Annotated in this window: 13 protein-coding genes; 4 read left to right on the forward strand and 9 right to left on the reverse strand. The window is 74.2% G+C overall.

Going from position 1 to position 18,651, the window contains the following annotated elements; translation table 11 throughout:
• The first annotated feature begins 217 nt into the window (after positions 1–217).
• Positions 218–3,463: an SCO5717 family growth-regulating ATPase gene (locus ACWC94_RS14835; protein WP_450796932.1), complete on the forward strand. Its 3,246-nt coding sequence runs from the start codon at positions 218–220 to the stop codon at positions 3,461–3,463.
• A gap of 112 nt (positions 3,464–3,575) precedes the next feature.
• Here the strand turns inward: ACWC94_RS14835 and ACWC94_RS14840 are convergent, their stop codons facing one another.
• The 9 genes from ACWC94_RS14840 to rimP form a co-directional block, all read right to left on the reverse strand.
• Positions 3,576–4,523 (reverse strand): bifunctional riboflavin kinase/FAD synthetase, encoded by a 948-nt coding sequence (locus tag ACWC94_RS14840; RefSeq protein ID WP_450796933.1) that lies wholly within the window; start codon positions 4,521–4,523, stop codon positions 3,576–3,578.
• A gap of 138 nt (positions 4,524–4,661) precedes the next feature.
• Complete coding sequence (locus ACWC94_RS14845; RefSeq protein WP_450796934.1) at positions 4,662–8,708, reverse strand: trypsin-like peptidase domain-containing protein; 4,047 nt, start codon at positions 8,706–8,708, stop codon at positions 4,662–4,664.
• Positions 8,709–9,207: 499 nt separating this feature from the next.
• Positions 9,208–10,113, reverse strand: a complete 906-nt coding sequence (gene truB / locus ACWC94_RS14850) for a tRNA pseudouridine(55) synthase TruB (RefSeq protein WP_450796935.1) — start codon at positions 10,111–10,113, stop codon at positions 9,208–9,210.
• A complete protein-coding gene (rbfA, locus tag ACWC94_RS14855; protein ID WP_450796936.1) occupies positions 10,110–10,586 on the reverse strand; it encodes a 30S ribosome-binding factor RbfA in 477 nt (158 codons plus the stop codon). The genes truB and rbfA overlap by 4 nt, the downstream gene beginning before the upstream one ends.
• A gap of 79 nt (positions 10,587–10,665) precedes the next feature.
• On the reverse strand, positions 10,666–10,959 hold the full coding sequence (locus ACWC94_RS14860; RefSeq protein ID WP_450796937.1) for a DUF503 domain-containing protein: 294 nt from the start codon (positions 10,957–10,959) through the stop codon (positions 10,666–10,668).
• Between the two features lie 202 nt (positions 10,960–11,161).
• Positions 11,162–14,233 carry a translation initiation factor IF-2 gene (gene infB / locus ACWC94_RS14865; protein ID WP_450796938.1) on the reverse strand — a complete coding sequence of 1,024 codons (3,072 nt, stop codon included), beginning with the start codon at positions 14,231–14,233 and terminating at the stop codon, positions 11,162–11,164.
• A 145-nt stretch (positions 14,234–14,378) separates the two neighbouring features.
• Positions 14,379–14,675, reverse strand: a complete 297-nt coding sequence (locus ACWC94_RS14870) for a YlxR family protein (RefSeq protein WP_450796939.1) — start codon at positions 14,673–14,675, stop codon at positions 14,379–14,381.
• A gap of 101 nt (positions 14,676–14,776) precedes the next feature.
• Positions 14,777–15,763, reverse strand: coding sequence for a transcription termination factor NusA (gene nusA / locus ACWC94_RS14875; protein ID WP_363217624.1), 987 nt, complete (start codon positions 15,761–15,763; stop codon positions 14,777–14,779).
• 2 nt (positions 15,764–15,765) lie between these two features.
• Positions 15,766–16,311 carry a ribosome maturation factor RimP gene (gene rimP / locus ACWC94_RS14880; protein ID WP_450796940.1) on the reverse strand — a complete coding sequence of 182 codons (546 nt, stop codon included), beginning with the start codon at positions 16,309–16,311 and terminating at the stop codon, positions 15,766–15,768.
• Between the two features lie 325 nt (positions 16,312–16,636).
• Between rimP and ACWC94_RS14885 the strand changes: the two genes are divergently transcribed.
• The 3 genes from ACWC94_RS14885 to ACWC94_RS14895 are packed head-to-tail and all read left to right on the forward strand — an operon-like array spanning position 16,637 to position 18,601.
• On the forward strand, positions 16,637–17,143 hold the full coding sequence (locus ACWC94_RS14885; protein ID WP_450796941.1) for a hypothetical protein: 507 nt from the start codon (positions 16,637–16,639) through the stop codon (positions 17,141–17,143).
• Positions 17,140–17,649 (forward strand): ferritin-like domain-containing protein, encoded by a 510-nt coding sequence (locus tag ACWC94_RS14890; RefSeq protein WP_450796942.1) that lies wholly within the window; start codon positions 17,140–17,142, stop codon positions 17,647–17,649. Before ACWC94_RS14885 ends, ACWC94_RS14890 begins: the two co-directional genes overlap by 4 nt.
• Before the next feature lie 52 nt (positions 17,650–17,701).
• Positions 17,702–18,601 carry an aminoglycoside phosphotransferase family protein gene (locus ACWC94_RS14895; protein WP_450796944.1) on the forward strand — a complete coding sequence of 300 codons (900 nt, stop codon included), beginning with the start codon at positions 17,702–17,704 and terminating at the stop codon, positions 18,599–18,601.
• Positions 18,602–18,651 lie beyond the last annotated feature (50 nt).

Genomic DNA, 18,651 nt, shown 5'->3' on the forward strand with positions numbered 1-18,651 from the left:
TAACGCGTCGGACGGGCGTGAAGGGCGGACGGGCCTGCCAGCCGCGTCGATTTGGTGATTAGGCTGGGGTCGGGCACGTCGCGAGTCCCCGCGAGCCGGTGGTGCGCGCTCCGCGACGCAGGGGTCCGGTGACCCAAGGGGGAAGCCCGGCGAATCGTACGACAGGAACGGTCGCCCCCAAGCACGGCATGAGGGTGTTCGACCACCAGGAGGAACTGTGAACAGCGATCGGGACGGGATCCGCGGGGGCTGGGACACACCCGACGACGACCAGACCGACGCGGAGTCCGCCATCGAGATGACGGGCGAGTTCACCATCGACTACGCCCCGCCCGCCTGGTACACGCAGAACGCGTCGGGTCCGTCCGGTGCGCCTTCGTCAGCCCCGGTGCCGCCTCCGCCGCCGCCGCACGGCACGCCCTACGCCGCGCCCGTGGCGCCCGTCGGGACCCCGGTGCCCATGCAGAAGTTGCCGGACGGGTTCGAGCTGCAGCAGGCGCAACCCGTCCAGCAGCCGCAGCCCGTCCAGCAGCCGCAGCCGGAGGTCGCCCAGCCGGCGCAGCCGGAGGCCGTGGCGCCGGCCGGGGCGGTCGAGCCGGAGACGGGCAACGGCGACCTGGAGAGCGGGGCCACCATGCGGTTCTCCGCCGTGGCCCTGAAGCGCGAGATGGCCGAGATCGCCGAGCGCGCGGCGGCGGCCACGAAGGAGACCGGGACCGGCGACGAGGGCTCCGCCGAGGTCGCGGGTGCGGCTGCGGCTGCGGCCGACGGGGCGGCCACGCCGTCCGCCGGTGCCGAGGGCACCGCGTCCGAGGAGTCCGCGCCGGATACCGCGGCAGCACCGCAGGGCTCCGCGGAGCCCACGGGCGCGGAATCCGGGGACGGGGCCGCCGGGGAGGACCGCCCCGGGGCCGACACCGCCGCCTCCGAGGGCCTCGGAGGCTCCGCGCACCTCGGCTCCTCCGACGCCGACGGTGAGGAGGAGCAGGGTGACGGCGAGGCCGAGAGCCCGGTTCGGGCCGAGGGCGACACGGGTACCGGGGCCGGCGACGCGGCCGGTGCTCGGGCGGGTTCCGCCGACGGCACCAAGGCCGACGACACCGGGTCGGACGGGGCCGACTCCGCCGGCACCCCGTCCGGCGCGGCGGAACCCACGGACGCCGTCGTCCAGGACGGCATAGCGGTGGACGCCACCGCCCAGGACAGCACGCCGCAGCCTGGCACGCCGGAGAGCGGCGCCCAGCCGCAGGGCAGCCCGCCCTACGGCACCCCGCAGCCCGGCGCGCCCCTGGCCGCCGCACCGCCCGCTCCTCAGGACGCCCAGCCCGCCTGGGCGCCTCCGCCCGCGCCGCAGAACGGGGTACCCCCGCTGCCGCCCTCCTACCAGCCCGCGGCGCCCGCTCCGGCGGCCCAGTGGCCCGTGCAGCAGCCCGCACCGCAGCAGCCCGGTCCGATGCCGGGGCAGCCGCAGCCGGCGTCCGCGCAGGGGCCCGGCGGTGTGCCCGGACAGCAGCTGCCGTTCCAGCCCCAGGCCCCGCAGCCCGCCCCCGCCACCTGGAACCAGGCCGGCCAGCCGGGCCAGCCGGGCCAGCCGGGCCAGCCGGGCCAGCCGGGCCAGCCGGGCCAGCCGGGCCAGCCGGGCCAGGGTAGCCAGGCCGGTGCGCCCGCGGGACCGCCGCAGCCGGGTCAGCCGACGGCGGGACCGGGAGCCCAGCCCACCCCGGCGGGGCCCCCTGTGCCGAGCGGCTACGGCTTCCCGCAGCCCGGCACCCCCAACGCCCAGCCCCAGCCCCAGCCCCAGCCCCAGCCCGGCGCCTACGGTTTCCCGCAGCCGCAGGCGCCGCAGGCGAACCCCAACGCACAGGCTCAGCCCGGCAGTTACGGGTTCCCCCAGCCGCAGGCGCCGCAGGCCCCGCAGGCGAACCCCAACGCGCCCACTCCGCAGAGCGGTTACGGCTTGCCCCAGCCCCAGCCCCAGCCGGGTGGTTACGGTTTCCCCCAGCCCCCGGAGAACCCGCACGGGGCGCAGGGACCGGAAGCCGCGCAGGGCGGCGGCGCGCCGCAGGTTCCGGTCGATCCGCGGTCCGGTGCCGCGTGGCCGCAGCCGGTTCAGCACGACCAGCGGCAGCCGACCAACCCGGGTGCGGCGCCGCTCGGTTACACCGCCGCCGTGGAACTGTCCTCGGACCGGCTGCTCAACAACAAGAGGCAGAAGGCGAAGAGCGGGCGGCCCGCTGCGGCGGGCGGCCGGTTCAAGCTCGGCGGCAAGAAGGAGGAGGCCGAGCGGCAGCGCAAGCTGGAGCTGATCCGCACGCCGGTGCTGTCCTGCTACCGGATCGCGGTCATCAGCCTCAAGGGCGGTGTCGGGAAGACCACGACCACCACGGCCCTCGGCTCCACCCTCGCCACCGAGCGGCAGGACAAGATCCTCGCCATCGACGCCAACCCGGACGCCGGCACGCTCGGCCGGCGTGTGCGCCGGGAGACCGGGGCGACCATCCGCGACCTCGTCCAGGCGATCCCGTACCTGAACTCGTACATGGACATCCGGCGGTTCACCTCGCAGGCGCCCTCCGGTCTGGAGATCATCGCCAACGACGTGGACCCGGCCGTCTCGACGACGTTCAACGACGAGGACTACCGGCGCGCGATCGACGTGCTCGGCCGGCAGTACCCGGTCATCCTGACCGACTCGGGTACCGGTCTGCTGTACAGCGCCATGCGCGGCGTGCTCGACCTCGCCGACCAGCTCATCATCATCTCCACGCCGTCCGTGGACGGTGCGAGCAGCGCCAGTACGACGCTGGACTGGCTGTCCGCACACGGGTACGCCGACCTGGTCTCGCGGTCCCTCACGGTGATCTCCGGGGTTCGCGAGACCGGCAAGATGATCAAGGTCGAGGACATCGTGGCGCACTTCGAGACGCGGACCCGCGGGGTCGTGGTCGTGCCGTTCGACGAGCATCTGGCCGCCGGTGCCGAGGTCGACCTCGACATGATGCGGCCGCGGACGCGCGAGGCGTACTTCAACCTCGCCGCGCTGATCGCCGAGGACTTCGTACGGCACCAGCAGTCGCACGGGCTGTGGACCAGCGACGGCAACCCGCCCCCGGTGGCCGCCCCGCCCATGCCGGGCCAGGCGATGCCGGGCCAGCCCATGCCGGGTCAGCCCATGCCCGGCCAGCCGATGCCGGGCCAGCCCATGCCCGGCCAGCCCATGCCGGGCCAGCCCTATCCTCAGGGCCAGCAGCCCTATCCGCCGCAGCAGGGTCAGCCGTACCCACAGGCCGCGCCGGGCCAGCAGCCCTACCCGCAGGCCGCGCCGGGCCAGCAGCCCTACCCGCAGGCGGTGCCGGGCCAGCCGCAGCCGTACCCGCCGCAGCAGCCCGGCCAGGCGTACGGCTACCCGCAGCCTCCGCAGCAGGGACAGCAGCCGCCGCAGGCCCCGCCCCAGCAGCAGTAGCAGTAGCAGTAGCAGTAGCAGTAGCAGTAGCACGCCAGGATGCGTGAAGTAGTAAAGGGCGGCCGGTGCGTTCTCCGCACCGGCCGCCCTTTCTCGTTGCGCCGGAAAAGCCCTACGCCTCCGCGGCGACGATCTCCCGGCACCGCTTCACATCCGCGGCCATCTGCTCCAACAGGGCCTCCAGCGAGTCGAACTTCGCCTGGCCGCGCACATAGGCGAGGAAGTCGACGGCGACGTGCAGCCCGTACAGGTCGAGGCCGACGCGGTCGATGGCGTACGCCTCCACCGTGCGCTCGGTGCCGTCGAACTGCGGGTTCGTGCCCACGGAGATCGCGGCCGGCATGGCCTCGCCCTGGACGTGCAGATAGCCGGCGTACACGCCGTCGGCCGGGATGGCGGTGTGCGGGAGCGTCTCGACGTTGGCCGTAGGGAAGCCCAGTTCGCGACCGCGCTGGGCGCCGCGCACGACCACGCCCTCCACGCGGTGCGGGCGGCCCAGGATCTCGCGGGCGCCCTCGACGTCGCCCTCGGCGACCAGGCGGCGGGTCAGGGTGGAGGAGAAGGGCTCGCCACCGCCCGCCGAGCCGCTGACGTACAGGTCGACGACCTCGACCTCGAAGTCGTACGTCTTGCCCTGCTCCGCGAGGAACTCGACATTGCCGGCGGCCTTGTGCCCGAAGCGGAAGTTCGGGCCCTCCACGACCGCTTTGGCGTGCAGCTTGTCCACCAGGACCTTCACGACGAACTCGGCGGGCGAGAGCTTCGAGAACTCGGTGGTGAAGGGGAGGATGAGGACCGCGTCCACGCCCAGGTCCGCCATCAGCTCGGCGCGGCGGTGGTGCGGGGCCAGCAGCGGCGGGTGGCTGCCGGGGCGGACGACCTCGCTGGGGTGCGGGTCGAAGGTGACCACGACGGCCGGGACGCCGAGCTCGCGGGCGCGGTCGACGGCATGCTTGATGATCAGCTGGTGGCCGCGGTGGACGCCGTCGTAGGAACCGATGGTGACGACGCTGCGCCCCCAGTCCTGGGGGATGTCCTCCAAGCCACGCCAGCGCTGCACTGTGACCGCTCCTCGAACCCGTGTCCGTGTCTGTCCTGACCTCTTGTGCAGGTCTAAGGGTGCCATGCCGGGTGCCCCGGGCCCGCATCGGCATCGGGGCTGTGACCGGGCGCACGTTCACCGCTCGCCGCGGGCGGCTCACGCGGGTACGCGTAGGCCCGCCAGGTTCTCGAGCATGCGGCGGGTGCTGGGGCCCACCACGGCGGCCCAGTCCTCCGGGGTGGCGGCCAGCCAGCGGGCCATCCGGGCCGCGAAGCCGGGCACGTGCCGGCCCAGGTCGACCAGGCCGCGGTCGAAGTGGGTGGCGCCCTCGGGGGTGCGGACGAGGAGCAGGCCGGTGCGGTGGACGAGCCCGCGGGCCTCCTCCTCCCGGTCGTAGCCGTGCTCCGCCGCCGCGTGCAGGACGGCGTCCAGGACGCGGGGGGCGTGTTCCCGGGCGAGCAGGAACTCCAGCAGTTCGCGGCGCAGGGGGCGGGAGGCCGTGGTGCCGGGGGCCGCCAGGACGGTCGCGAGGGCGGCGCGCAGCTGTTCGGGGGCGTCGTCGAGCAGGCCGGTGACCAGCGGCAGCAGGACCAGGCGGGTGGTGGGGCCCTGGGCGAGGCGGCGGTCGACATGGGCGGCGACGTGTCCGGCGGTCTCCGGGTGCAGCCGTACCGCCTCCCGGACCAGGACCGCGACACGGCGGGCCAGGGCGGGGGTCGTGACGTCGGTCAGGGTGCCCAGCGCCTCGCGTGCGTACGGGCCGCGCAGCCGGGCGCGGAAGGCCTCCAGGACCGGATCGGGATGGGTGGTGAGGGCGGCCGCCAGGGCGCCCGGCGGGAACTGCGGGTCGCCGTCGGCGAAGTGCCGCAGGGCCGCGGCGAGATGCTGGTCGCGGGTGTGCGGGTCGCCCACCAGCAGCGCGAGGGCGCCGCCGTGCAGGGTGCAGTCGGCGGGGCGCGCGAGCAGGGCGAGTGCGGCGTAGCGCAGCAGCTCGCGGTCGGCCGCCGAGCGGACGTGCGGGGCCGCGCGCAGCCCGAAGGTCACGGCTGCGACCCGGCGGGCGGGGCGCTCGTCGTGCGCCCAGCGGTCCACGGCCCGGCACACGGCTGACGGCTCGTCCTCGGCGAGAGTGGTGAGCAGTTCGTCGGCGCGCCGGTGCGCGCTCGCCACCAGGGTCTCGGTGAGGTCGTCCAGCGCGCCGTGCCGGTGCGTGTGCAGCAGCGCCTGTGCGGCGGTCGCGACGGTGGCGTGCGGGGTCGCGGGCAGCGGCCGTTCGTCGTCGAACCAGCGCGTCAGCCGCGGCTGTACGGCGGTGGGGGCGGCGGCGAGCAGCCGGGCGACGGCGTCCAGGTAGCGCTGCCCGGCCTCCGGGGGCGCCTGGTCGGCCAGCACGAGCCGGCGCAGCAGATCGAACCGCTCGGTGTCGGGGATCGGCAGCTCGGTCCAGAAGGCGGGACCGAACTCGGCCGGTACGGGCCGCCGGGCGCGGCGCCAGCCGACGACGCGGTCGGCGAGCAGCCGCAGCACCTCGATGTAGGGCGTCGCGTCCGGGACCTGGAGCAGGGTGCGGGTGAGCAGGCGGGCGGCCCACCAGGAGCCGGTGTCGCGGTCCAGGGCCTCCGTCAACTCCCGCAGACGAGCGGCGAGTTGGTGGTCTCCGTACTGCCGGGCGAGGAGCAGCAGGGCTTGGACGACGGGGCCGATCCGGTGGTGCGGCACCGGTACGGGGGCGGATTCGCGGTCGGCGCGGGGACGGTGGACCAGGGCGTGCAGGGCCTCGTCGAGGTCGAGGTGCAGGCCCTGGATCCAGTCGGCCAGCTCTTCGTGAGCGAAGCGGTAGCCGCGGCCGGCCGGGACGAGGAGGCCCTCGGTGAGGACGGCGGACGCCCAGCCGGTACCGCCGCCGAGGCCGGCCGGGGCGGGGCCCCAGGGGAACACCGCTTCGAAGGACTCCCGGTCCAGCTCGCCCTGCCCGGGTCCGAGGCTGCGCCGGGCGGCCTCGTGCACCTGTCCGGCGACACGTGCGGCGAGCCGGCGTACGGCCGTGCCGCGCAGGCCGCTCCCGGCGGCGAGCCGGACGGCGATACGCAGGCACATCAGGTCCAGGTGGGCCGCGAACACCTCGTGCCGGTCGACCGGCCCGGCGACCGGCACGTCCGGCATGGCGGCGCGGACCTCGGCCAGCAGCCGGAGGGTCAGCGGATGCCGGGCATCGCGATCGGCGAGCACGCCGTCCGGGATCCAGTAGCGGGCCCGGGCGAGACGCGCCTCGTCCTCCGTGAGGTCGGGGAGGTGCAGGCGGGGTGGGAAGGGAGGGGCCGGCTCGGTGGGGGTGGGTGTGGCCGCCGGCACGGTGGACCCGGGGGCGGTGGGGGGCGCGGCCTGCACGGTGGTGATGCCGGGGGCTGGGACCGGGGCGGGCGTGGAGATGGGGCTCGGCGTGGCGGTGGCGGTGGCGGTGCCGGGGGCCTGCGGGGCGGAGAGGGCTGGGGACGTGGGGACGGTGGCGGCTGCGGGAACGGGCCGCACGGTGACGGGAGCGGGAGTCGCCGCGGGCGCGACGGGCACGGCAGGCCCGACGGGCACGGCAGACACGGCAGGCACGGCGGGCAAGGCGAGACCCGCGGTGCCCGCCCAAGCCGCGGGGGCCGCGGAACCGATCCGGGCGGCTGGAGCACCAGGAACCCCAGCTGCTCCAGCCGGGCAGTCCGCGGGGACGGGCGGAGCAGTGGGAGCCCCGTGAGCCGCGGAACCCGCCGACGCGGGCCGAGCCTCAGAAGCGGCGGGAGGTGCGGGAGCCGAGGGAGGCTCCGGGGCGGCCGGGGCCGTGGCGGTGCCCGGGGATGGCGGGGCGTACAGGAGGTCGGTGGGGAACTCCGCCCCCGCGCGCTCCCAGTACTCCTCCCGGCAGGCCACCACCAGCCGTGCCCCGGTCTCGCGCAGCCAGGCGGCCGTTCCCCTGGTCCACTCGGGCAGCCGGTGAGCGAGGACGGGGGGCATCTCCTCGGGGCCGTCGAGCAGGAGCAGGAGCGGGCGGCCGGCCCGTGCGGCGAGGCGGGCCAGGTGTTCCGGGCCGAGATCGCCCAGGTCGGCGGGGTGGACGGCGCGGGCGGCGGCGACGATCCGGGCGGCCCGTTCCAGGGTGCGGCGGGCCGCGTCGGCCAGGGAGCCGTCGGCGTCCTCCAGGTCGGCGCCGCGCAGCCACAGCGTCGGGGCCGCCCGCTCACCGTGGGCCCGCCGCGCGACCAGGGCGGCGAGTTCCGTCGTACGGCCGCTGCCCGGGGCGCCGACGAGCCCGAGCACCGTGCGGTCGCCGTCCGTGAAGGCCGTCAACTCGCCTACGACATCGACTCGTTCGACCGGTGCCACGGCACCTGCGAGGAAGCCCTGGGGGCCCTCCTGGCCGGCCGAGGTGGCGGTCAGCTGCAGGATGCCGGCCAGGTTGAGGTCGGTGCCGTAGGCGGGCACGGTGGCCGCGTTGCGGGCGAGCAGCTCCGCGAGGGGGCCGTCGGCGGGGCGGAGCGGCACCGCGAAGCCCGTGTCGCGCTGCGCGGAGTGCAGGGCGGTGCCGAGGACGCCGAGCACCGCGCCGGTCCGCGCGTCGAGCACCGGTCCCCCGGCCGCCCCGCCGCCCAGCCGCAGCGCGTCCTGGCCGGCGGTGCCGATGGCCAGCTCCAGCGCCTCCTGGACGAGGTGGAAGCGGTCGGTGGCGGTGTAGGTCACCTCGGTGGCGGACAGCACCCGCGCCTCCCGCCAGCAGCCCGCCGGGAGCCGTACGTACGTTCCGGCGTCGATGCGCTCCCGCACGGTCAGTGGCAGCGGCTCCAGGCCCAGGCCCTCGGTGCGGATCAGGGCCAGGTCGAGGGCCGGCAGAGGAGTGACGGCGTCCGCGGCCACCACGCAGGTGCGGTCGTCCGCGGCATGCAGCACGAGCCAGGGCAGACCGTCGACGGTCTCGTGGCTGGTGAGCAGGGTCCCTTGGTGATCGGCGAGAAAACCGACCCCCCGGGGACGCCCGGCGAGGTCGCGGACCTGGACGAGGGCGGGGCCGGCAGCGGGGCCGTCGCCGTCGCCGGAAACCTGGGGGGCGGCAGTGGCTGTGGAGCGGCTTGGAGTGCCGCCGGTGCAAGCGGGACCGGTGGCGCCCCCGACCTCGCCGATGCCACTGGTACCAGTGGTGTAGCCGGTGCCAGAAGCGTCCATGGTGCTCCCGGTGCGAAGGGCGTTCCTGGTGTCCCCGGTGCCGGCAGGGTCGCCGCCGCGGCAACCGCCGGCCGTGCCGGTGGTGTATCCGGTCTCATCGGCGCGGCCCCCGCCGACCCGGTCGGCCCTACCGACCCCGTCGGCCCTACCGTCCCCATACTCCCGTCGAGCGCCGTACGCCGGTTCCCCCGTGCCGTCCGCCGCAGCCCCGCGACCGCTTCCGGTGCGCGGGCCCCGTCCTGCCATGCCGTACCTCCCGCCCTACCGCGTGCCCTGTTTCCCGACGGTAGGCGCGCGGTGATCGACGGGACAGATCGCGGGGCGAAAGCGCCCCCTTCCGCTCCCCTGGTTCACTCCGAGCGCCTGCCCGGACGGGTGAATGGGCGCGAGCCGTTGGATAACCCTAGAGGTGGGGGAACCGAGGGGGGACCGTGGAGCGGCGGCAGGGGCTCACCCCGTGGCCGGCCGCCGCTCCACGGGCGACGCCTGTGCAGGTGTCTCAGCCGAAGACGGCCAGGCTCTTGGCCTTGCCCTTCTGCTGCTCGACGAGCGCGAGAAAACGGCCCTCGGGGCCGAACACGGCGACGGGCCCGGCGCCCGCGTACTCGTCGGGCATCTCCAGCCGGACGCCGTTCAGCAGCAGCCCGGCCCGCCGGGCGTCCACCTGCCAGCGCGGGAACGCGGCCTCGGCGGCCTGGGCGATCGGCATCACGGTCAGCTCCTGCTGGAGCTGGTCCAGCGTCTTCGCCGTATCGATCTTGTACGGCCCGACGCGCGTCCGGCGCAACGCGGTGAGATGGCCGCCGACGCCCAGGCCGGCGCCGAGGTCACGGGCCAGGGCGCGGATGTAGGTGCCGGAGGAGCAGACCACGGACACGACCAGGTCGAGCACCGGGGTGCCGTCCTCGGCCACGGCGTCCCGGACGTCGTACACGGCGAAGGAGGAGACCGTCACCGGGCGGGCCGGGATCTCGAAGTCCTCGCCCTCGCGGGCCCGCTTGTACGACCGTACGCCGTTGATCTTGATGGCGCTGACCTTGGACGGGACCTGCATGATGTCGCCGGTCAGCTTGGCCACGCCGGCGTCGATGGCGTTCCGGGTCACCTTGGAGGCGTCGGTGGACGAGGTGATCTCGCCCTCGGCGTCGTCCGTGAGCGTGTTCTGGCCCAGGCGGATGGTGCCCAGGTACTCCTTCTCGGTCAGCGCGAGGTGCCCGAGGAGCTTGGTGGCACGCTCGACCCCGAGGACCAGGACACCGGTCGCCATCGGGTCGAGGGTGCCGGCGTGGCCGACGCGGCGGGTCCTGGCGATCCCGCGCATCTTGGCGACCACGTCGTGCGAAGTGAAGCCCGACGGCTTGTCGACGATGACGAGGCCGTCGGGCGTGGTGTGCTTGTGGGTCATTCCGCGGCGTCGCCGTCCGTCTCGCCGTCCGTCTCGCCGTCCGTCTCGTCGTCCGACGGCTTGCGGTACGGGTCCGCGCCTCCCGCGTAGCGGGCGCCCGCGGAGGCCTCGCGGACCTTGGCGTCGGACTGCCGCGCCTTGTCGAGGAGGTCCTCGATGGTCCGGGCGGTGTCCGGCAGGGCGTCCGCGACGAAGGTCAGGGTCGGCGTGAACTTCACACCCGCGGCGCGGCCGACCTCCGAGCGCAGGATGCCCTTGGCGCTCTCCAGGCCCGCCGCCGCGGCCTTCCGTTCCTCGTCGTCGCCGTAGACCGTGTAGAAGACGGTCGCCTCCCGCAGGTCACCCGTGACCCGGGTGTCCGTGATGGTGACGTGCGAGCCGAGCCGCGGGTCCTTGATCCCGCGCTGCAGTTTCTGGGCCACCACCTCCCGGATGAGGTCCGCCAGCCTTTTCGCCCGCGCGTTGTCGGCCACTGGTCCGTCTCCCGTTCTTTCTTCTTCTTGCGTTCTGTGGTCTGGTCGTCCGGTCGTCGCCGGTTGTCCGCGGTCGTCCTCAGTCGTCTTCGCCGTGGAAGCGGCGTCGGACGGACAGCAGTTCCACTTCGGGGCGGCCGGCGACCAGCCGTTCGCACCGGTCCAGTACGTCGGTGAGGTGCGCCGCGTCGCCGGAGACCATGGCGAGGCCGATGACCGCTCGCCGGTAGAGGTCCATATGGTCCACCTCTGCCGCGCTCACCGCGTACTTCCGCTGGAGTTCGGCGACGATCGGGCGGACGACGGAGCGCTTCTCCTTCAGCGAGTGGACGTCGCCGAGGAGGAGGTCGAAGGACAGAGTCCCCACGTACATGTTTTTTGCCGGGTTCACCCGCCGGTACGGGATCGATGGCCCCGGGTCGGTGTGGCCGGGGACATCAAGAACGGTACCGCGTACCTGCCGGTGACTCGACAGGGTTTCGGTGCCGTGGGGGCGCCACCCGCGGCGGAACCCCCGGCAACGGCGCGCTGGCCGACAGGACCGGAGTCCCGTCGGCCAGCACGAACCGTAGGCGTTACGCCCGCGGCTTCTCCCGCATCTCGTACGTCGCGATGACGTCGTCGACCTTGATGTCGTTGAAGTTGCCGAGGTTGATACCGCCCTCGTAGCCTTCGCGGATCTCGGTGACGTCGTCCTTGAAGCGACGCAGGCCCTCGATGTTGAGGTTCTCCGCGACCACCTTGCCGTCGCGGATGAGGCGCGCCTTGGTGTTGCGCTTGACCTCGCCCGAGCGGATGAGGACACCGGCGATGTTGCCCAGCTTGGACGACTTGAAGACCTCGCGGATCTCCGCCGTACCGAGCTCGACCTCTTCGTACTCCGGCTTGAGCATGCCCTTGAGGGCCGCCTCGATCTCCTCGATCGCCTGGTAGATGACCGAGTAGTACCGGACGTCCACGCCCTCGCGCTCGGCCATCTGCGCCGCGCGGCCGGCCGCACGGACGTTGAAGCCGATCACGATGGCGTCCGAGCCCATCGCCAGGTCGATGTCCGACTCCGTGACCGCACCGACGCCGCGGTGCAGGACGCGGATGTCGACCTCTTCGCCGACGTCCAGCTGGAGCAGGGAGGACTCGAGAGCCTCGACGGAACCAGAAGCGTCACCCTTGATGATCAGGTTCAGCTGCTGGACCTCGCCGGCCTTGAGCACCTTGTCCAGGTCCTCCAGGGACACGCGACGCGTGCGCTTGGCGAAGGCCGCGTTGCGCTCACGGGCGGCACGCTTCTCGGCGATCTGACGGGCCGTACGGTCCTCGTCGACCACCAGGAAGTTGTCACCCGCACCCGGGACGTTGGTCAGGCCCAGGACCTGGACCGGCGTCGACGGGCCGGCCTCGGCGACGTTGTTGCCGTTGTCGTCGAGCATGGCGCGGACCCGGCCGTAGGCGTCGCCCACGACCATCGTGTCGCCGACCCGCAGCGTGCCTCGCTGGACGAGGACCGTCGCCACGGCACCACGGCCGCGGTCGAGACGGGACTCGATCGAGATGCCCTGCGCGTCCTGGGCCGGGTTGGCCCGCAGGTCGAGCGAGGCGTCGGCCGTGAGGATCACGGCCTCCAGCAGCGAGTCGATGTGCAGACCCTGCTTGGCGGAGATGTCGACGAACATGGTGTCGCCGCCGTACTCCTCGGCCACCAGGCCGTACTCGGTCAGCTGACCGCGCACCTTGGTCGGGTCGGCACCCTCGACGTCGATCTTGTTGACCGCGACCACGATCGGCACGTCGGCCGCCTTGGCGTGGTTGAGCGCCTCGACCGTCTGCGGCATGACGCCGTCGTTGGCCGCGACGACCAGGATCGCGATGTCGGTCGACTTCGCACCACGGGCACGCATGGCGGTGAACGCCTCGTGACCCGGGGTGTCGATGAAGGTGATCTTGCGCTCTTCGTCGTTGACCTCGGTCGCGACCTGGTAGGCACCGATGTGCTGGGTGATGCCGCCGGCCTCGCCCGCGATGACGTTCGTCTTGCGGATGGCGTCGAGGAGTCGGGTCTTGCCGTGGTCGACGTGACCCATGACGGTGACGACCGGCGGGCGGACCACCAGGTCCTCCTCGTCGCCCTCGTCCTCGCCGAACTCGATGTCGAAGGACTCCAGCAGCTCGCGGTCCTCCTCCTCGGGGCTGACGATCTGAACCTCGTAGTTCATCTCGCCCGCGAGGAGCTGCAGCGTCTCGTCGGAGACGGACTGCGTGGCCGTGACCATCTCGCCGAGGTTCATCATGACCGCGACGAGCGACGCCGGGTTGGCGTTGATCTTCTCGGCGAAGTCGGTGAGCGACGCGCCGCGGGAGAGACGGATGGTCTCGCCGTTGCCGCGCGGCAGCATCACGCCGCCGACGCTCGGGGCCTGCATGGCCTCGTACTCCTGGCGCCTCTGCCGCTTCGACTTGCGGCCACGACGCGCGGGACCGCCGGGACGGCCGAAGGCGCCCTGCGTGCCACCACGGCCACCGGGACCACCGGGACGGCCACCGAAGCCGGGACGGCCACCGCCGCCACCGCCGGGACCACCGGGACGGCCGGCGAAGCCGCCGCCACCGCCACCGCCGGGACCACCGGGACGACCGGCGAAGCCGCCGCCACCGCCACCGGGACGACCGGCGAAGCCGCCACCCGGACGACCGCCGCCGCCACCGGGACGACCGCCGCCACCGGGGCCGCGGCCGCCGGGGCCACCGCCGCCGGGACGCGGGCCGGCAGCGGGACGCTGCGGCATCATGCCCGGGTTCGGACGCGGACCGGCCGGGCCGGGACGCGGACCGCCCTGCGGCCGGGGCATGCCGGCCGGCGACGGACGGGGACCGCCGGGAGACTGCGGACGCGGACCGCCGCCCTGCTGGCCGGGAGCCTGCGGACGGGGACCGGCGCCGGGGGCGCCGTGGCCGCCGGGGCCGCCAGGACGGGGACCGCCCTGCGGGCGCGGGGCCTGCGGGCGGGCCATGCCGGTGGAGCCACCGGAGGTGAAGGGGTTGTTGCCCGGACGCGGACCGGCCGGACGGGCACCCGGACGCGGGGCCTGGCCACCGGGACGCGGGGCACCCTGGCCCGGACGGGCCTGGCCCTGACCGGGAGCCGGACGGCCACCGGGCTTCGGGGCACCCGGACGGGCGCCCGGACGCGGACCCTGCGCGGCCGGGGCCTGCGGGGTCTGGGCGGCCGGGGCGGCCGGCGGAGCGGTGAACTCCGGGGCGGCCGGAGCCGGGCGCGGCGCGGGCTTCGGACCGGGAACCGGACGGGGACCCGGGCTCGGCGCGGGGGCCGAGGGAGCCGACGGGGCAGCGGGCTGCTGGGCAGCGGGTGCCGTCGGCGGCTTGGGGGCTGCCGGCTTCGGGGCAGCGGGACGGGCCGCCTGCGCCGGAGAGGGCGCGGCGGGCCTGGGGGCGGCCTTGCGCGGGGCGGGCTTACCGGCGGACTTGCCGTTGCCACCGCCCTGGAAGGCGTCGGTCAGCTTGCGTACTACGGGCGCTTCGATGGTCGAAGACGCCGAACGGACGAATTCACCGAGCTCCTGGAGCTTGGCCATGACGACCTTGCTCTCAACGCCGAACTCCTTGGCGAGTTCGTAGACCCGGACCTTAGCCACTTCGCTCCTTTGAGGTCCGGGTTGAAGCCGGACCGTCGCTAGTTCATGGGCGTACTCATCGCGTACTCATCGAGTGCTCATCGCAATCTCGACCTGCTTTCGACTCGCGAGGTACCAGGCCGCACGGGGTTCCGCACGGCATGTCTTACGGTGTTGCCTGCTCGGCAACTGTTGTCTGCTCGACGTGTCGGCGCAACGCCTTTGTGTCGAGCGGCCCCGGGACGCGCAGTGCCCGCGGGAACGCCCGGCGGCGTACCGCCTGGTCGAGACAGACCAGGGCGGGGTGTACGTAGGCACCCCGGCCGGGCAGCGTACCGCGAGGATCGGGGGCGCATGCGTCCTCGATCCTCACGATCCGCAGCAGATCGTTCTTGGCCGCCCGCTCCCGGCACCCCACACAGGTGCGCTCAGGGCATGCTCGGGCGTGCGTCCGGCCAGACACAGTTAAGTCTACCTCCCCGCAGCGACCTCACCCCTTTGGGGCAAAGATCGAACGGTTGTTGTCGTGATCTCAGCGACCTGCGGCCGGGATTTATTCCCCGCCTATTCCCCGGCCTGCTCGGTGTCGGGCCGGATGTCGATGCGCCAGCCGGTGAGCCGGGCGGCGAGGCGGGCGTTCTGCCCCTCCTTGCCGATCGCCAGCGACAGCTGGTAGTCCGGCACGGTCACCCGGGCGGAGCGGGAGGCCATGTCGACGACCTCCACCTTGCTCACCCGAGCGGGTGACAGGGCGTTCGCCACCATCTCGGCCGGGTCGTCCGACCAGTCGACGATGTCGATCTTCTCGCCGTTCAGCTCGCCCATCACATTGCGTACCCGGCCGCCCATCGGACCGATGCAGGCACCCTTGGCGTTCAGACCCGAACGGGTGGACCGTACGGCGATCTTGGTGCGGTGACCGGCCTCACGGGCGATCGCGGCGATCTCGACGGACCCGTCGGCGATCTCCGGCACCTCCAGGGCGAAGAGCTTCTTGACCAGGTTCGGGTGCGTACGGGACAGGGTGACCGACGGCCCCCGGACGCCCTTCGCCACCCGGACGACGTACGACCGCAGGCGCATGCCGTGCGGGTAGGTCTCACCGGGCACCTGCTCCTGCACCGGCAGGATGGCCTCCAGCTTGCCGATGTCGACCAGCACGTTCTTCGGGTCGCGGCCCTGCTGGACCACACCGGTGACGATGTCGCCCTCGCGCCCGGCGTACTCGCCGAGCGTCGCGTCGTCCTCGGCGTCGCGCAGCCGCTGCAGGATCACCTGCTTGGCGGTGGTGGCGGCGATACGGCCGAAGCCGGTGGGGGTGTCGTCGAACTCGCGGGGCTCCTGGCCCTCCTCGAGGTCCTCGGGGTCCTCCTTCGCCCACACGGTCACATGCCCGGTCTCCCGGTTGAGCTCCACGCGCGCGTGTCGGCGGCTTCCCTCGGTGCGGTGGTAGGCGATGAGGAGGGCCGACTCGATCGCCTCGACCAGCAGGTCGAAGGAGATCTCCTTCTCCCGAACCAAGCCCCGCAGGGCACTCATGTCGATGTCCACGGCTACGCCTCCTCCTCTTCCTTCATGTTGTTCTTGTCCGTCTTGTCGACCTTGCCGGTCTTGTCGTCCGTGTTCTTGCGGTTGAACTCGACCTGTACGCGCGCCTTGTCGATCTCGGGGAAGCCGAGCCTGCGGGTGGTCGCCTTGCGGCCCTTGACCCCGGGGACCTCGACGTCGAGACCGTCCTCGTCGACGGTCAGGATCCGGGCGACCAGTTCGCCGCCCTCGGCCAGCTGGAACTTCACGAGCCGGTCGGTGGCGCGCACGAAGTGCCGGTGCTCGGTGAGGAGGCGCTCCGCGCCGGGGGTTCCGACCTCCAGGTCGTACGCCGCGTCGCCCATCGCGTTGGTCTCGTCGAGCTTCGCCGAGAGCGCACGGCTCACATCGGCGATGGCGTCCAGATCCGCTCCGGTGTCGGAGTCGACGACCACGCGCAGCACCCGCTTGCGTCCGACGGAGTCCACGGCGATCTCTTCGAGATCCAGTCCCTGGGAGGTGACGAGCGGTTCCAGCAGCTCTCGCAGCCTCTCGCTCTGGGTGGTGCTCATCCGGGTGACTCCTCGGCCGCGTGTGCTGTTGTGGGATAGGGCGCGTGTCTGGTCAAAGGGTATCCGGTCGCGGGGGGTGTTGCGTCCTGCCTCCGGCCGTGGGACCGGTGGGCCGTCGCGCTCGGGGCCGGGGTTCGCGGGCGGGTGCGGGGCGGGCGTGACGGGTCGCGCCCGCGCGGCCGGGCGCATGCCGGTACGGCCCCCGCGTCCCTTGGGTGGGTCTGCTGAGCCGGTGAGAGGAAGCGAGGGGATGCGCGGGTACCGTGATCACGGCGGGGTGCCCTCCCGCCCGTGTGTTCGTACGAGGCCCCCGAGGACGTCAGCCGTGCCGTACCCCCCGCCCCTGCCCGCCCCGCCGGGGCCGCGCAGAAGATCCCTGTTCGCCTCGGCCGCCGGGGCCGCCCTGCTGGTGGGGTGCTCGGCCGGTCCCGGCTCCGGCGGCGACGGCCCGTCGGCGACGGATCGGGCACGCGCGCGTGCGGCGCGGGACAGCCAGGGGCTGCTGGAGCGGTACGACGCCGTCCTCGCGGCGCACCCGGGGCTCGCGGAGCGGCTGCGCCCGCTGCGCGCCCAGGTGGCGGCGCACGTCCGGGCGTTCACCGACGGTACGAAGGCCACACGGACGCCCTCGAAGTCCGCCTCCCCGGCCGCGTCCCCCGCCCCGGCCGCCGAGAAGGACGCGCTGGCCGCGCTGGCCGCCGCCGAGCGCACCCTCGCCGACCAGCGTGCGAAGGAGCTGCTGGAGGTGCCGGGCGAACTGGCGCGGCTGCTTGCGTCGGTGGCGGCGGCGGGCGCCACGCACGCGTACCTGCTGACGAAGGCGGCGAAGTGAGCGGCAGGGCGAGGGACGAGGCGAATGCGGCCGAGCTGGCCGCGCTGCAGGCGGCGCTGGCCGCGGAGCACGCGGCGGTGTACGGCTACGGCGTCGTCGGCGGCCGGATCGGCGCGGCGCGCCGGTCCGAGGCACAGGCGGCGTACGACGCCCACCGGGCCCGCCGGGACGCGCTGACCCTGGAGGTCCGCGACCTGGGCGGCCAGCCGGTCGCCGCGAACGCCGCGTACGCGCTGCCGTTCCCGGTTCCGGACCCGGCCGCGGCCGTACGGCTCGCCGCCCGGCTGGAGGAGCGGGTGGCCGGCGTGTACGCGGATCTGGTGCGGGCGGCGACGGGCACGCGGCGTGGTGCCGCCGCCGCGGCGCTGCGGGAGGCCGCGGTGCGCGCGGGGCGCTGGAGCGGGGGGAGCGTAGCCTTCCCTGGGCTCGCGGAGCGGGCCGACGAGGGGGCGGGCGCGGCCGGCGCGGCCCCGTCGGCCTCCGCCTCGGTGACACCGTCACGGTGACCCGGTGAACGCCCGTACGACAGGAGCCGGACTGGAAGGGAACGACTCGCGCATGGCTTTCGAACCGCCGCCGCGCCTGGTACGGGCGCTCGGTGAGACGGCTCCGGGCGGGGACGCCTGGCTGGCGGAGCTGCCCGCACTCGCCGAACGGGCCGTCGCCAGGGGCGGCTTGGCCGTGGAGCGGGTCCAGGTACCGGGCGGGCGCAGCAGCCTGGTGGTGCTGGTGCGGCGGGCGGACGGCACCCCGGCCGTGCTGAAGCTCGCCCCGCCGAGGGCCCGCCCGGAGAGCGAACGGGCGGCGCTGGCGCACTGGGGCGGCCGGGGCGCCGTACAGCTGCTGGAAACCGGTGCCGAGGACGGCGTGCTGCTGCTGGAGCGGCTGCACCCGGATGTGTCGGTGCGGTCGCTTCCGGAGGCGAAGGCGCTGCTGGAGGCGGCGGGGACGCTGCGGCGGCTGTGGGTCGAGCCGCCGGCCGGCCACGCCTTCGAGACCGTCGCCGAGCGCACCGGGCGGCAGGCGACGGCGATGCGGGCGGGCGCGGAGGCGGACCCCGAGGTGGCACCGCTGGTCGACGCGGCGCTCACGGCCCGCGAGGAGCTGCTCGCCGCGCCGCCCGAGCGGCGGTTGCTGCACGGCACCTTCCGGCAGAGCAAGGTCCTCGCCGGGGAGCGGATGCCGTGGCTCGCGGTGGGGCCGGACCCGGTGGTCGGCGAGTGCGCGTTCGATCTGGCGCGGCTGGTGCGGGACCGGGTGGAGGACCTGATCGCGGCACCGTCCGGAGCGGCCGTCGTCCGGCGGCGGGTGAAGCGGCTCGCGGAGTCGCTGGAGGTGGATCAGGTGCGGCTGCGGGGGTGGACGCTGTTCCGGGCTGTGGAGTCCGGGGTCCGTGCGCTGCGGGTGGGGCGGCCGAAGGACGGGGAACTTCTGCTGGAGTTCGCGGGCTGGCTGTAGGGCGCCCGCTCTCGGCCGGCATGACGAGCGGCCCGCTCGCGCGAGGCGAG

This window comes from Streptomyces sp. NPDC001135, from assembly GCF_053598395.1.

What these genes read in the sequence shown, in the direction of transcription:
- truB (WP_450796935.1), bottom strand. Translation starts at nt 10,113, where the DNA reads ATGACCCACAAGCACACCACGCCCGACGGCCTCGTCATCGTCGACAAG.
- ACWC94_RS14845 (WP_450796934.1), bottom strand. Translation starts at nt 8,708, where the DNA reads ATGGACGCTTCTGGCACCGGCTACACCACTGGTACCAGTGGCATCGGC.
- ACWC94_RS14895 (WP_450796944.1), top strand. Translation starts at nt 17,702, where the DNA reads ATGGCTTTCGAACCGCCGCCGCGCCTGGTACGGGCGCTCGGTGAGACG.
- ACWC94_RS14860 (WP_450796937.1), bottom strand. Translation starts at nt 10,959, where the DNA reads ATGTACGTGGGGACTCTGTCCTTCGACCTCCTCCTCGGCGACGTCCAC.
- rimP (WP_450796940.1), bottom strand. Translation starts at nt 16,311, where the DNA reads ATGAGCACCACCCAGAGCGAGAGGCTGCGAGAGCTGCTGGAACCGCTC.